Raw genomic sequence first — 13,258 nt, forward strand, 5'->3', positions numbered from 1 at the left:
TGTTTTAGAGGCCGAGCATGACGCGCACAACCGGTGCAAGCGCACGCCCCAGGGCCTTCGTATGATCTGCATCCATATGGATGCCGTCGATCGGCGTGGTCCTGGCGACGCGCGCGGCATCGAAGAAGCCGCAGCTCGTTTCATCCGCCATGTCTGCATAGAGGATTGCGAGCTTGCGTGATTCAGCGACACCGCCGGTCAACAGGGCGGCAAAATCCGGATTCGCCGTCTCACCGATATGTGGTGGCGCGACGATCAGAACGTCAGGAGCCTCAGCCTCGCCAAAATAGGGATGCCTGCGGACGATGTCGACCAAGCGCCGCATGCCCTGCTTTGCGCCCAGCGCGCTGCCCGATATGAACGGCTTCATATCGTTGGTGCCCAGCATGATGATGACCAGATCGAGCGGCGCATGCGTCCCCAGAATGGTCGGCAGCACCCTCGCCCCGTTGCGATCCTCCGCCGCGGCGTAATCGTTGAAAGCGGTCGTCCGTCCGTTAAGCCCTTCGGCAATCACGTTGACTTGATTACCGAGAGCTTCTTGCAAGACAGAAGGCCACCGATCCTCCAAGGCATGACGCCCCGGCCCGGTGGCATCATAGCCCCAGGTCAGAGAATCGCCGTAGCAGAGGACGGTTTTCATGACCCCGTCAGACCAGCATGCCCATCGGATTTTCGATGCGCCGTTTGAAAGCCTGGGCCAATTCCGCCGCGAGCGCGCCGTCGACGGCGCGATGGTCGGTCGAGAGCGTCACGGACATGACGTTGGCAACCTTGACCTCGCCATTCTTCACCACCGCACGGGGCTCGCCTGCGCCAATAGCGAAGATCGTGGCGTGCGGCGGGTTGATGATTGCCGCGAAATCCTTCACCCCGAACATGCCGAGATTGGAAACCGAGGTCGTGCCGCCCTGATATTCCTCGGGCTTCAGCTTGCGCTCGCGCGCTCGCTTGGCCATATCCTTCATCTCGTTGGAGATGACGGAAAGCGGCTTTTCATCGGCGCGACGCACGATCGGCGTGATCAGCCCGCCGGGGATCGACACGGCAACGCCGACATCGGCATGCTTGTGCTTGACCATGTTGGTTTCGGTCCAGGAGACGTTCGCCTCTGGAATATCGCGAAGCGCCAGGGCCGTGGCCTTGATGATGAGATCATTGACCGAAAGCTTGAAGGCTGGAACCTCTCCGTTTTCCGTCTTCCGCAGCGGAGCCGATGCATTGATCTGCGCACGCAGCGCCAGAAGAGCGTCGAGTTCGCAGTCGATCGTCAGATAGAAATGCGGAATGCTGAGCTTTGATTCCAGCAGACGACGGGCGATCGTCTTGCGCATGCCGTCATGGGCGACAAGCTCGTAGGAGCCTTCCTCGAACAGCTTGAGCACGGCATCGTCCGACATCGGCTTGGCCGCGCTTGGCTGCGCTGCGCCGGCAGGTGCGGCCTTGGCCACGCCGCCGGAGATGGCCGCTTCCACGTCCTTCTTGACCACGCGTCCGTGCGGACCCGAACCTGTGACGCGGGCAATGTCAACGCCGGCTTCCTTGGCGATACGGCGGGCGAGCGGCGAGGAGAAGACGCGGGAAGCGTCCGCCTGCGCGGCAGGCGCCGGAGCGGCCTTTGGCTGTTCCTGTTTCGCCGGCTCCGCAGCTTTTGTTTCGGCTGCAGGCGTGGTTTTGTCCTCGGCCTTTGGCGCTTCCGCCTTGGCCGGAGCAGCAGCATCGCCGCCCTTCGCGGCGGCCGCGACATCCTCGCCTTCTTCCGCCAGAATGGCGATCAGCGCATTCACCTTGACGCCTTCGGTGCCTTCGGGAATGACGATCTTGGCAACAGTGCCTTCATCGACGGCCTCGACTTCCATCGTCGCCTTGTCGGTTTCGATCTCGGCGATCACATCGCCCGATGTGACCTTGTCGCCTTCCTTGACCAGCCATTTGGCAAGATTGCCCTCTTCCATCGTCGGGGAAAGGGCCGGCATGGTGATATTGATCGGCATATCTCACTCCCCCGATATCTGTGCAACGACGTGTGGATTGCTACCGGCTGTTAAAAGCCGATTGCCGTTAGCCGCCTTATCCTTGCGGATTTGCAGCTCGGTTCTGCTGCCAAATAAGCTTTCAAAAACTTCCTCTGGATTAAGTGAAGTCGATAATAAGCATTTCATGGCGACTTCCACTTCAAGGTCGGAGGAAATGCCAGACGGCAGATCGAAGCGGTTAATTACTTCTACTCCATCATAAAGCGTCAAAGTCACATTCATTTGCCGCTTTCCTTATTTGTAACAGACGGCTTTGACCGCCTCGATGACTTCCGCCACATTCGGCAGCGCCAGCTTTTCAAGATTGGCGGCATAAGGCATCGGAACGTCCTTGCCTGCAATAGTGAGCACTGGAGCGTCAAGATAATCGAACGCCTGCTGCATGATGCGGGTGGCAATCTCGGTTCCAACGGAGGATTGCGGATAGCCTTCCTCGATCGTCACGCAACGGCCCGTCTTCTTCACTGATTCGATCACCGTCGGCAGATCCATCGGGCGGATCGTCCTGAGATCGATGATTTCTGCGTCGATGCCAAGCCCTGCGAGCTCTTCAGCCGCCTTGACCGCATAGGTCATGCCGATACCAAAGGAAACCAGCGTCACGTCCTTGCCCGTCTTGTGGACACGCGCCTTGCCGATCGGCAGGACGAAATCGTCGATCTTCGGCACATCGAAGCTGTGGCCGTAGAGAATCTCGTTTTCGAGGAAGATGACCGGATTTGGATCGCGGATCGCGGCCTTGAGCAAGCCCTTGGCGTCGGCGGCGGTGTAAGGCATCACCACCTTGAGCCCCGGAATATGGCTGTACCAGGCGGCATAGCACTGCGAGTGCTGGGCCGCGACACGCGCGGCGGCGCCGCTCGGGCCGCGGAACACGATGGGCGCGCCCATCTGGCCGCCCGACATATAGAGCGTCTTTGCCGCCGAATTGATGATCTGGTCGATCGCCTGCATGGCGAAATTGAAGGTCATGAACTCGACGATGGGACGAAGCCCGGCCATCGCAGCGCCGACGCCTACGCCGGCAAAACCATGCTCCGTGATCGGCGTATCGACCACGCGGCGCGGGCCGAATTCATCGAGAAGTCCCTGCGTGACCTTATAGGCGCCCTGATATTCGGCGACTTCCTCGCCCATGACGAAAACGTCAGGGTCGCGGCGCATTTCCTCGGCCATCGCGTCGCGCAGCGCTTCGCGGACCGTGGTGTTCACCATTTCGGTGCCTTGCGGAATGTCGGGATCGGAGGCGATGTCGAGAGCCGGCACTTTCGGCGCCGCCGGAACGGTATTCTCCTGCTTCGCAGGCTGCTCCGTCCGCGTTTCTGGATGTGCCTCGGCACGCTCTTCGGCCGCAGGCTCTGACTTGGAAGACGAGATCGCATCGGCGCTCTCGCCCTCGGCGAGCAGGACGGCGATCGGCGTATTCACCTTCACATTATCCGTGCCTTCGGCGATGAGTATCTTGCCGAGCGTACCTTCGTCGACGGCTTCCACTTCCATGGTCGCTTTGTCGGTCTCGATTTCGGCGATGACGTCACCTGATGTGACCGCGTCACCTTCCTTTTTCAGCCATTTGGATAGTTTGCCCTCTTCCATCGTCGGCGAGAGGGCAGGCATGAGAATCTCTACAGGCATGTCTACACCCTCCCCTTAGAGCAAGATATCGGTATAAAGTTCGGATGCATCAGGTTCCGGATCGGCCTGGGCGAAATCCGCCGCATCGGCGACGATCTCGCGAACCTGCTTATCGATGGCTTTCAGTTCGTCCTCGCTCGACCAGCCCTTATCGACCAGCCGGTACTTCACCTGCTCGATCGGGTCATGTTCGGAACGCATCTTCTGAACTTCATCCTTCGTGCGATATTTCGCCGGATCCGACATGGAGTGGCCGCGATAGCGGTAGGTCAACATCTCCAGAATGATCGGCCCCTTGCCGGAACGCGCCCATTCGGCAGCCAACTCACCGGCAGCCAACACCGCGCGCACATCCATGCCATCTACCTGAATGCCGGGGATATTGAAGGAAAGGCCGCGGCGCGAGAAATCCGTCTGGGCGGAACCGCGCGAGACGGAAGTTCCCATCGCATAGTGATTGTTCTCGATGACGTAGACCACCGGCAGCTTCCACAGCGCGGCCATGTTGAAGCTCTCGTAGACTTGGCCCTGGTTGGCCGCGCCATCGCCGAAATAGGTCAGCGAGATATTGTCATTGCCGCGATAACGGTTGGCAAAGGCAAGGCCGGTTCCAAGTGGAACCTGCGCGCCGACAATACCATGGCCGCCATAGAAATGCTTTTCCTTGGAGAACATGTGCATCGAACCGCCCTTCCCCTTGGAAAGGCCGCCGCGCCGTCCGGTCAGTTCCGCCATGACGCCGCGCGGGCTCATGCCGGTGGCCAGCATGTGGCCGTGATCGCGGTAGGCGGTAATGACTTCATCGCCCGGCTTCAGCGCAAGCTGCATGCCGATAACGACGGCTTCCTGACCGATGTAGAGATGACAGAAACCGCCGATGAAGCCCATGCCGTAAAGCTGGCCCGCCTTTTCCTCGAAACGCCGGATCAGCAGCATTTCACGATAGGCTTCGAGTTCCTGTTCTCGGTCAAAATCGGCAGGCTTTGGTGCCTTGGGTGCGTTTAATGAAGCCGCCTGCGTTTTTGACGCAGGAGCTTTTTTAGCCCTCGGTGCCATATCTCACTCCCTGTTATAGTTGGTGCAAGGATAGACGCGCCGCGCGCAAGATACAATATGCACGGGGAGCATAGCTGCTATGACAATAAGCTCTTATAAATGCTTGATAAAAACGATATTAACCGAAACCCAGTTAATCTGCTGCGACTAATGCGATAACATAATCGTCACTTCATCTGGACGGGAAAGATTCAACGCCCGGCGCGCCTGCTCGTCAAGCATGTCCTTTTCGATGGAACCATCGCGCACAAGCGCCACCTTGCGCTCCAGTGCCGTGCGTTGTTTGGTGAGAGCGGCAAGTTGATCATTCATGATCGTCACCTGCTCCTCAAACCTCATTCGGGCATAAAGCCCATACTCGCCATGATAGGCATGAAAGCCGAAATAGGAAAGAAATGCGGCCGCGAGAGCCGGCACGATGAATCGCCCACGGATTGATTTGCGCTTCTGTTTTGTCCACATGATTCCCGAACCTTCGAGAACACAGAAACATTGTTTTGCTTAACAGAGGCTTACATTCGCGATGCCTGATGGAAATAGAGGCATTGCGCCACCGGCAGAATGGTTCTGGACTGCATTTGTCGCGGCGGCGTTGAGGCATGGATTCCTGTGCTTGTCACAGTTGCCATGCCTCGCCGTCAGAGGCCGAATAAAAGCGGTATAGAACTCTCGCCGCGCGCCCACAGAGACGCGCGGCAAAGTGTAGGCTCAGATGCGCTTGAAGACCGAATAGCCGGCGTAGCGCGCCTGCGGCCCCAGTTCCTCTTCGATGCGGATGAGCTGGTTGTATTTGGCGAGCCGGTCTGAGCGTGCGAGCGAGCCCGTCTTGATCTGTCCGCAATTGGTGGCGACGGCGAGATCGGCGATGGTCGTATCCTCGGTTTCGCCCGAGCGGTGCGACATGACGGCGGTATAGCCCGCTTTGTGCGCCGTTTCGACGGCATCCAGCGTTTCCGTCAAGGTGCCGATCTGGTTGACCTTGACCAGGATCGAGTTCGCCACGCCCATTTTGATGCCGTCGCGCAAGCGCGCCGAATTGGTGACGAAGAGATCGTCGCCGACGAGCTGGCACTTGTCGCCGATCAGGTCGGTCAGATATTTCCAGCCTTCCCAGTCGTCCTCGGACATGCCGTCCTCGATCGATATGATCGGATAATCGCCGGCAAGCTTCGCCAGATATTTCGCCTGCGCCTTCGGATCGCGCGTCTTCTTCTCGCCTTCATAGACGTAGTTGCCGTCCTTGAAGATTTCCGTCGCGGCGCAATCGAGCCCGATGGCGATCTCCTCGCCCGGCTTGAAGCCGGCCTTCTCGATCGATTCGACGATGAAATCCAATGCTGCCTGCGCGCTCTTCAGGTTCGGCGCAAAACCGCCTTCGTCGCCGACATTCGTGTTGTGCCCGGCATCCTTGAGGCGCTTTTTCAGCGTATGGAACACTTCCGCTCCGTAACGGACCGCCTCGGCCATCGACGATGCACCGACGGGAAGGATCATGAACTCCTGGAAATCGATCGGGTTATCGGCGTGCATGCCGCCATTGATGATGTTCATCATCGGCACCGGAAGGATATGCGCGTTCGGGCCGCCGACATAGCGATAGAGCGGCAGGCCGGAGGTTTCCGCCGCAGCCTTGGCCACGGCAAGCGAGACGCCGAGAATGGCGTTGGCGCCGAGACGGCTCTTGTTCGGCGTGCCGTCTAGGTCGATCATCGTCCGGTCGATATGGATCTGGTTTTCAGCGTCGATGCCGCCCAGCGCGTCGAATATCTCGCCATTGACCGCATCGACGGCCTTCTCGACGCCCTTGCCCAGATAGCGGGTGCCCCCATCGCGCAACTCCACCGCTTCGTGTGCGCCGGTCGACGCACCCGACGGCACCGCCGCCCGGCCGAAAGAACCGTCTTCCAGCCTTACATCGACCTCCACGGTCGGATTACCGCGGCTGTCGAGAATTTCACGGCCGACGATGTCGATAATAGCAGTCATGGGGGATATTCCTTCCATTTCCCTGAACGATGAAGCGCGAGCACGAGCTTCCGCGCCTTCCATAGCGAAAGGAAGAGGCGAGGAAAATCCCCATCGCATGAAATCAATGTCACAAACCAGAACGGCCCCGTATCCGGAGCCGTTTCATCTGTTTTTGCCGATTGATTCCTGCCGGATCACCAATATTTCGGGACCTTGTAATAATCGAAGGACAGATTGCGGGCTTTCTGGCCATCGTCTTCCGACAGTTCGCTGATGGACTGGACCGGAGCAGCCTCGAGCTGTTCACGCGAATAGGGAACGACATAGCCGCCCTGCTCGGGAACATAGTCGAGAACCGACCACGGAATGGCGTGGAACTTCTCACCAATGCTGAAGACGCCGCCAAAGCCGATGACGGCGAACATGATGTGATCGGACAATTTGTCGAGCATCAGATCCTCGATTTCGCCGATCTTCTCGCCTTCCCTGTTGTAGACATTGGTTCCGATGACACGGCTGGCGCGAATGGCGGTGGTATGACCGGACGCTGTCGGCATGGCACGACCTCCTCTTTGTGCTGATTTCCATCAACTCAATGAGCAGGTGCGGTCAAGGTTCCTTAAGCTTTGGCTATATCGTGAAGTATCGCGCGATCAGCGCCCTTTGGCCTTGGCTATATGATCGAAGGCGAGCAACGTTTCGAGGAGACGCGGCATCTGATCGAGAGGTACCATGTTGGGCCCATCGGAAGGCGCGTTATCAGGGTCTTCGTGGGTCTCGATGAACACGCCCGCAACACCGACGGCAACGGCCGCACGCGCCAGTGTCTCGACGAATTCGCGCTGGCCGCCGGTTGATGCGCCCTGCCCGCCCGGCTGCTGTACCGAATGGGTCGCATCGAAAATAACAGGCGAACCGAAGCCGGCCATGATCGGCAGCGAGCGCATGTCGGAGACAAGCGTATTATAGCCGAAGGAGGCACCACGCTCCGTCGCCAGAACATTCGGATTGCCGCTTTCCGTCACCTTGGCGATGACGTTTTTCATATCCCAGGGCGCAAGGAACTGGCCCTTCTTGATATTGATCACCCGCCCGGTTTTTGCGGCTGCGATCAAGAGGTCGGTCTGGCGGCACAGGAAGGCCGGGATTTGCAGCACGTCGACCACGTCGCCGACGATGGCGCACTGGGCTTCGTTGTGGACATCGGTCAGCATCGGCAAACCGAACTGCTTCTTCAGATCGGCAAAGACTTCAAGCGAGCTTTCAAGTCCCATGCCGCGTTTGCCCGTCAGTGAAGTGCGGTTGGCCTTGTCGAAACTCGATTTGTAGACGAGGCCGATGCCGAGCTTCTCCGTCAGCTCCTTCAGCGCCCCCGCCATGTCGAAAGCATGCTGCCGGCTTTCCATCTGGCATGGGCCTGCAATGAGCGACAGAGGACCGGAATTTGAAAACGAGACCGAGCCCGCGGAAACAGTGGAATTGGGAGAAATCATATCGTTCAAGCCTCGAATGCGAATATTGCGCCTTGTCCGGCGGCGGGTTTCACGACGATTCGTGCACCGCGTTTTTCAAATGCGACGCCATTGCCGGAAAGGAGACCTTCGACATGCGCCAGGTCGCGCACGGCAAAAACGATACCTTGCAAGTGCAAACCCCGCTCGCCCAGCGGTGCCTTGGCGCCAAAGAATGCCTCCAGCCCGGCCGGCGTCAGAACCGCTATATTGGCATTGGCGGCACGAATATCCATACCGAAGGAATGGGCGTTCACGTCCCTCTCGTTGACGACTTCCTGCATAAGATACTGAAAATCGGTCGGATTTGTCTCGGAAAGCACAATTTCACGAATGGCGACCACGCCATTCTCGTGTCTCTGCAGCACGCTGCGGTCGACATCAGGCACATTGACGCGCTGGCAGGTGAAGAAGAAGACATCGGGCGCGCGCAGGTCGGCGGCAAAAGCGAGCCTGAAGGCCGCTTTGTCCCTTGTTCCGTCCGGCGTCACAAAGGCGCGCGCAAAATTCAGGATCTTGCCGGCAGATATGCCTGCTTTGACAAAGGCGGCATGATCGCCTTTGGCATCTTCCGTCTCCATGACCAGGGCGGAAAAGCCCTCGTCGCCATTGCGGAAACGAAACGCCTGATCGCGGGCGACAAAGACATTGCCCCTGATCGCGGCCCGTTCGCAAGTCTCGCGTTGGCCGATGGCGAGCGATTCGAGAAAGGTCCCGTCCGAGAGATAGGTGCAGACGTTGGCGGTGCCGAACGGGTGCCGGCCCATCGGTGCAACGGTGAAGCCCAGGCTGTGGAGCCGCTCCCGCGCCAAATCCAGGCTGGCCGTCGGCAACACCAGATGATCGACCGGACGGGCTTGGCGTGGGGAAACGGAATCCGGCATCGCCGTCAGACGAGCCGGCTCTGTTCGACGGCCGCCGTAATGAACGACGCAAATAGCGGATGCGGTTCAAACGGACGCGATTTCAGCTCGGGGTGATACTGAACGCCGACGAACCAGGGATGATCCGCATATTCGATGGTCTCAGGGAGAACGCCGTCCGGCGACATGCCCGAGAACACCAGCCCACACGCCTCCAGACGCTCCTTGTAGTCGACATTGACCTCGTAGCGATGACGGTGACGCTCGAAAATATCGGAAGAGCCATAGATATCGGCGATACGCGTTCCCGCCTTGAGATAGGCCTCATATGCGCCAAGCCGCATCGTCCCGCCGAGATCGCCCGCCTGGCTGCGCTTTTCCAGCATGTTGCCCTTCAGCCATTCCGTCATCAGGCCGACGACCGGCTCCTTTGTCGGGCCGAATTCTGTCGAAGAGGCGTTTTCGATGCCGGCAAGATTGCGTGCAGCCTCGATACAGGCCATCTGCATCCCAAAGCAGATGCCGAAATATGGCACCTTGCGCTCGCGCGCGAATTTCGCCGCCAGGATCTTGCCTTCTGCCCCGCGCTCGCCAAAGCCGCCCGGCACCAGGATGCCGTGGACCTTTTCGAGATGCGGCGAGGGATCCTCCTGCTCGAAGACTTCCGATTCGATCCAGTCGAGATTGACCTTCACGCGGTTTGCCATGCCGCCATGATGCAGCGCCTCGATGAGCGACTTGTAGGCGTCCTTCAGGCCGGTATATTTGCCGACGATGGCAATGGTCACCTCGCCCTCGGGGCTGTGGATGCGGTTCGAGACCTCCTGCCAGCGCTCCATGCGCGGCTTCGGCGCAGGATCGATGCCGAAGGCTGCCAGCACTTCCGAATCGAGCCCTTCCGCGTGATAGGCGATCGGCACATCGTAGATACTCGCCACATCCAGCGCCTGGATGACCGCCGACGGACGCACATTGCAGAACAGCGACAGCTTGCGGCGTTCCGATTCGGGGATGGCCCGATCGGCACGTATCAGAAGAATATCCGGCGCAATGCCGATCGAGCGCAATTCCTTGACTGAATGCTGCGTCGGCTTGGTCTTCAACTCGCCGGCCGCCGGGATATACGGCATCAGCGTCAGGTGAATGTAGACCGCGCTGGCGCGCGGCAATTCATTGCCGAGCTGACGGATCGCCTCGAGAAACGGCATCGCCTCGATATCGCCGACCGTGCCGCCGATCTCGCAAAGCACGAAATCGAAGTCATCATTGCCTTCGGTAATGAAGTTCTTGATCTCGTCGGTGACGTGCGGAATGACCTGCACCGTCGCACCGAGATAATCGCCGCGGCGTTCCTTCTCGATGATGTTGCGGTAGATCCGGCCGGTGGTGATGTTGTCCTGCTTGTTGGCAGGACGCCCGGTGAACCGTTCGTAATGTCCGAGGTCGAGGTCGGTTTCCGCCCCGTCATCCGTCACGAACACCTCACCATGCTGGTAGGGCGACATCGTGCCGGGATCGACGTTGAGATAAGGATCGAGCTTCCTGATCCGCACGCGATAACCACGTGCCTGAAGAAGAGCCGCAAGAGCTGCGGCAGCGATGCCTTTTCCAAGGGAGGAAACCACGCCGCCTGTGATGAATACATATCGCGCCATGGGCTTATGTCGTTAGACGCTCCTGAATGATTCCGCCACAAAAAAATCGGGTTCGGAAACTTTTTCCCCCAGCCGATCCCGCGGATTGGATTGAATATTTCTGTATATGCGCCAAAGCGCAGCAAAAAAGCCGGGCTGAAACCCGACTTTTTCACCGATTGATACGCTGTGGATTAGCGGACGACGACTTCCGCGCCGACGCTGACGCGGCTGTAGAGATCCATCACATGCTCGTTGACCATCCGGAAGCAGCCACTCGAGGCGGAACTGCCGATCGTCCAGGGCTGCGTGGTTCCATGGATGCGCACATAGGTATCCTTGTTGCCCTGGAAAAGATAAAGCGCACGGGCGCCGAGTGGATTGCCCGGACCGCCGTCCATGCCATTCTTGTATTTGCCGTATTTGTTCGGTTCGCGCTCGATCATTTCCTTGGTCGGGATCCAGCGCGGCCATTCCCGCTTGGTCTGGATTTTCGCGGTTCCCTTGAACTCCAGCCCTTCTCTCCCAACGGCGATGCCATAGCGACGTGCGGTGCCAGACGTTTCGACGAGATAAAGAAAGCGCTTTGCAGGATCGATGACGATCGTTCCGGGCTTGTATCCCGAAAATGAGACTTCCTGCGGCATGAATTTCGGATCGATATTGTATTTGCGGCTCGACTGGGCTTTCGCCTGCTGCGCCCCATTCTTCTTGCGTGCTCGCGGCTTTTTGGCTGCAGTGAATTTTTTGCTCTCGGTGACGAGCGAAACCTGCTGAACTTTTGTATCGGCGTTGACCGCCGCAGCCACATCCCCCACGGCCTGAGCCGACACTGGAAGGGTCAGATACAATCCCGCGACGCCGGCGAGAAGAATACGTGAAAACATGGGTTTGCCCCCGGTCAAGACATTAATCCTCGTATGGCAGGCGCGAATGGCGATATCCAAAGCCCCAACCTTTTGATTTCAAATACGCGAAACGTGTTTTCCACTCAACGCACAATGTGGAGAGTGAAAAGGAATCGGCTGGATGTATTGCCCGGCTGCAACACTTCGGCAAATACTGGAAGAATAATGTCGGGCAGCGACAGCAAAAAGCCTTCCGACGATTCGGAAGGCTTTCGATGCTGAACTGAAAAGCTGCAGCTGGCGATTACTGCGAATTCGGAACCGGGTTGGCAGGGGCCGTCTGCGCCGGTGCTGTCTGCGAGGGTGCAGGCTGTTCCGGTGTGGTTTCGGCAGGCGGGGTCTGCGACGACGAACCGCCGAGCTGATTGAGCACGCCACCCGAACCGGGTGTCTGCGTACCGGTCGCCGCTGGAATACGGTTCAAAATGTCGGTCGGTTGTTCGGCATGCCGCGCCATGATGCCGAGCGTTATCGAGGTGGCGAAGAACGCTGCCGCCAGAATTGCCGTCGTCCGGGTCAAGGCATTTGCCGCGCCGCGTGCGGTCATCAGGCCGGAGCCGCCGCCTATGCCGAGGCCTCCGCCTTCGGAACGCTGAATGAGCACCACGCCGACAAGGGCGAGGACGATCAGGAGATGAATGACGATGATGACGGGTTGCATGGATTCTAGTCTGCTTTCTGGCTTTGGATGCGGCTCTTTACACGCTCTTGTCCGATAATCCAAGTCCGGCGGCGTACGGAAAATCCACTTACCAGCGGGAATGCCATTTATTCGCCGAAAATGTTACCCGCTTTGCATCGATACTGCGGGAATATGGCAGCGGCCGGACCGCGGCTGGTTTAAAGGATCCTATAAGCCTCACAGATGGCGAGGAAGTCCGTCGCTTTCAAGCTCGCGCCGCCAACGAGCGCCCCGTCGACATTGGAGACGCCGAGAAGCTCGACCGCATTTGCCGGTTTCACCGATCCGCCATAGAGCAACCGCAGCTTTGCGCCCTCTGAACCGAAACGGGCGATCAATTCGCTGCGCATGAAGGCATGGACCTTCTCTACGTCGTCTGCCGTCGGCGTCTGGCCAGTGCCGATGGCCCATACGGGTTCATAGGCGATAACCGTCGTGTCGTTTCGTACATTGTCGGGCAGCGAGCCCAGCAATTGCCTGCCGATGATCTCGAGCGTGCGTTTCTCCTGTCGCTCTGCCGCCGTTTCACCGACGCAGACGATCGCTGCAAGCCCCGCCTTCCAGGCAGTTTCCGTCTTTGCCCTGATAAGTTCGTCTGTTTCATGATGATCGGTGCGCCGCTCCGAATGCCCGACGATTACATGGCTCGCACCGGCTTCCTTCAGCATGGCGGCGGAAATATCGCCGGTATGGGCGCCCGATTCCTTCACATGGCAATCCTGGCCGCCAAGATCGATCGTTTCGGAGACGAGCGTTTCGGCGGCACGCGAAAGCAAGGTCGCCGGAACGCAGATCACCGCATCCAGCTTCTGCCCGAGATCGGAGCTCAAACCGGCGGCGATCGCCGACAATTCGGCGAGAGAGCCGCCCGTGCCGTTCATTTTCCAGTTGCCTGCGACCAATGGACGGATAGCTGGGGTCATATTCTGCTCCTCGCCTTGCTTATTCCGGCATCTGACCGGCAA

Annotated in this window: 14 protein-coding genes; all 14 read right to left on the bottom strand. The window is 58.8% G+C overall.

The window, feature by feature from the left end:
* Positions 1–4: 4 nt before the first annotated feature.
* The 14 genes from C5748_RS17325 to tpiA all read right to left on the bottom strand — a co-directional run bounded on the left by C5748_RS17325 (position 5) and on the right by tpiA (position 13,216).
* Positions 5–643, bottom strand: a complete 639-nt coding sequence (locus C5748_RS17325; RefSeq protein WP_105743189.1) for an SGNH/GDSL hydrolase family protein — start codon at positions 641–643, stop codon at positions 5–7.
* 7 nt (positions 644–650) lie between these two features.
* On the bottom strand, positions 651–1,994 hold the full coding sequence (locus C5748_RS17330) for a pyruvate dehydrogenase complex dihydrolipoamide acetyltransferase (RefSeq protein ID WP_105743190.1): 1,344 nt from the start codon (positions 1,992–1,994) through the stop codon (positions 651–653).
* Between the two features lie 3 nt (positions 1,995–1,997).
* On the bottom strand, positions 1,998–2,258 hold the full coding sequence (locus C5748_RS17335; RefSeq protein ID WP_105743191.1) for a hypothetical protein: 261 nt from the start codon (positions 2,256–2,258) through the stop codon (positions 1,998–2,000).
* Positions 2,259–2,270: 12 nt separating this feature from the next.
* A complete protein-coding gene (locus C5748_RS17340) occupies positions 2,271–3,671 on the bottom strand; it encodes a pyruvate dehydrogenase complex E1 component subunit beta (protein ID WP_105743192.1) in 1,401 nt (466 codons plus the stop codon).
* 15 nt (positions 3,672–3,686) lie between these two features.
* Positions 3,687–4,727, bottom strand: coding sequence for a pyruvate dehydrogenase (acetyl-transferring) E1 component subunit alpha (gene pdhA, locus C5748_RS17345; protein ID WP_105743193.1), 1,041 nt, complete (start codon positions 4,725–4,727; stop codon positions 3,687–3,689).
* Positions 4,728–4,874: 147 nt separating this feature from the next.
* Positions 4,875–5,189: an FtsB family cell division protein gene (locus C5748_RS17350; protein ID WP_105743194.1), complete on the bottom strand. Its 315-nt coding sequence runs from the start codon at positions 5,187–5,189 to the stop codon at positions 4,875–4,877.
* Positions 5,190–5,435: 246 nt separating this feature from the next.
* A complete protein-coding gene (gene eno / locus C5748_RS17355) occupies positions 5,436–6,713 on the bottom strand; it encodes a phosphopyruvate hydratase (protein WP_105743195.1) in 1,278 nt (425 codons plus the stop codon).
* A 176-nt stretch (positions 6,714–6,889) separates the two neighbouring features.
* On the bottom strand, positions 6,890–7,252 hold the full coding sequence (locus C5748_RS17360; protein WP_105743196.1) for a PRC-barrel domain-containing protein: 363 nt from the start codon (positions 7,250–7,252) through the stop codon (positions 6,890–6,892).
* A 96-nt stretch (positions 7,253–7,348) separates the two neighbouring features.
* Positions 7,349–8,188, bottom strand: coding sequence for a 3-deoxy-8-phosphooctulonate synthase (gene kdsA / locus C5748_RS17365; protein WP_105743197.1), 840 nt, complete (start codon positions 8,186–8,188; stop codon positions 7,349–7,351).
* A gap of 5 nt (positions 8,189–8,193) precedes the next feature.
* On the bottom strand, positions 8,194–9,090 hold the full coding sequence (locus C5748_RS17370) for a VOC family protein (protein ID WP_105743198.1): 897 nt from the start codon (positions 9,088–9,090) through the stop codon (positions 8,194–8,196).
* A gap of 5 nt (positions 9,091–9,095) precedes the next feature.
* Positions 9,096–10,724, bottom strand: a complete 1,629-nt coding sequence (locus tag C5748_RS17375) for a CTP synthase (protein ID WP_105743199.1) — start codon at positions 10,722–10,724, stop codon at positions 9,096–9,098.
* 173 nt (positions 10,725–10,897) lie between these two features.
* Positions 10,898–11,590 carry a L,D-transpeptidase gene (locus tag C5748_RS17380; RefSeq protein WP_105743200.1) on the bottom strand — a complete coding sequence of 231 codons (693 nt, stop codon included), beginning with the start codon at positions 11,588–11,590 and terminating at the stop codon, positions 10,898–10,900.
* 265 nt (positions 11,591–11,855) lie between these two features.
* Entirely contained in the window at positions 11,856–12,272 is a 417-nt protein-coding gene (gene secG, locus C5748_RS17385) for a preprotein translocase subunit SecG (RefSeq protein WP_105743201.1), read from the bottom strand.
* Between the two features lie 179 nt (positions 12,273–12,451).
* Positions 12,452–13,216 carry a triose-phosphate isomerase gene (gene tpiA, locus C5748_RS17390; RefSeq protein WP_105743202.1) on the bottom strand — a complete coding sequence of 255 codons (765 nt, stop codon included), beginning with the start codon at positions 13,214–13,216 and terminating at the stop codon, positions 12,452–12,454.
* Positions 13,217–13,258: the final 42 nt, after the last annotated feature.

This window comes from Phyllobacterium phragmitis, assembly GCF_002980495.1.
Lineage (GTDB): Bacteria > Pseudomonadota > Alphaproteobacteria > Rhizobiales > Rhizobiaceae > Paramesorhizobium > Paramesorhizobium phragmitis.

Coding starts and splice junctions, on each gene's coding strand:
- C5748_RS17325 (WP_105743189.1), bottom strand. CDS start 643: ATGAAAACCGTCCTCTGCTACGGCGATTCTCTGACCTGGGGCTATGAT.
- C5748_RS17330 (WP_105743190.1), bottom strand. CDS start 1,994: ATGCCGATCAATATCACCATGCCGGCCCTTTCCCCGACGATGGAAGAG.
- C5748_RS17335 (WP_105743191.1), bottom strand. CDS start 2,258: ATGAATGTGACTTTGACGCTTTATGATGGAGTAGAAGTAATTAACCGC.
- C5748_RS17340 (WP_105743192.1), bottom strand. CDS start 3,671: ATGCCTGTAGAGATTCTCATGCCTGCCCTCTCGCCGACGATGGAAGAG.
- pdhA (WP_105743193.1), bottom strand. CDS start 4,727: ATGGCACCGAGGGCTAAAAAAGCTCCTGCGTCAAAAACGCAGGCGGCT.
- C5748_RS17350 (WP_105743194.1), bottom strand. CDS start 5,189: ATGTGGACAAAACAGAAGCGCAAATCAATCCGTGGGCGATTCATCGTG.
- eno (WP_105743195.1), bottom strand. CDS start 6,713: ATGACTGCTATTATCGACATCGTCGGCCGTGAAATTCTCGACAGCCGC.
- C5748_RS17360 (WP_105743196.1), bottom strand. CDS start 7,252: ATGCCGACAGCGTCCGGTCATACCACCGCCATTCGCGCCAGCCGTGTC.
- kdsA (WP_105743197.1), bottom strand. CDS start 8,188: ATGATTTCTCCCAATTCCACTGTTTCCGCGGGCTCGGTCTCGTTTTCA.
- C5748_RS17370 (WP_105743198.1), bottom strand. CDS start 9,090: ATGCCGGATTCCGTTTCCCCACGCCAAGCCCGTCCGGTCGATCATCTG.
- C5748_RS17375 (WP_105743199.1), bottom strand. CDS start 10,724: ATGGCGCGATATGTATTCATCACAGGCGGCGTGGTTTCCTCCCTTGGA.
- C5748_RS17380 (WP_105743200.1), bottom strand. CDS start 11,590: ATGTTTTCACGTATTCTTCTCGCCGGCGTCGCGGGATTGTATCTGACC.
- secG (WP_105743201.1), bottom strand. CDS start 12,272: ATGCAACCCGTCATCATCGTCATTCATCTCCTGATCGTCCTCGCCCTT.
- tpiA (WP_105743202.1), bottom strand. CDS start 13,216: ATGACCCCAGCTATCCGTCCATTGGTCGCAGGCAACTGGAAAATGAAC.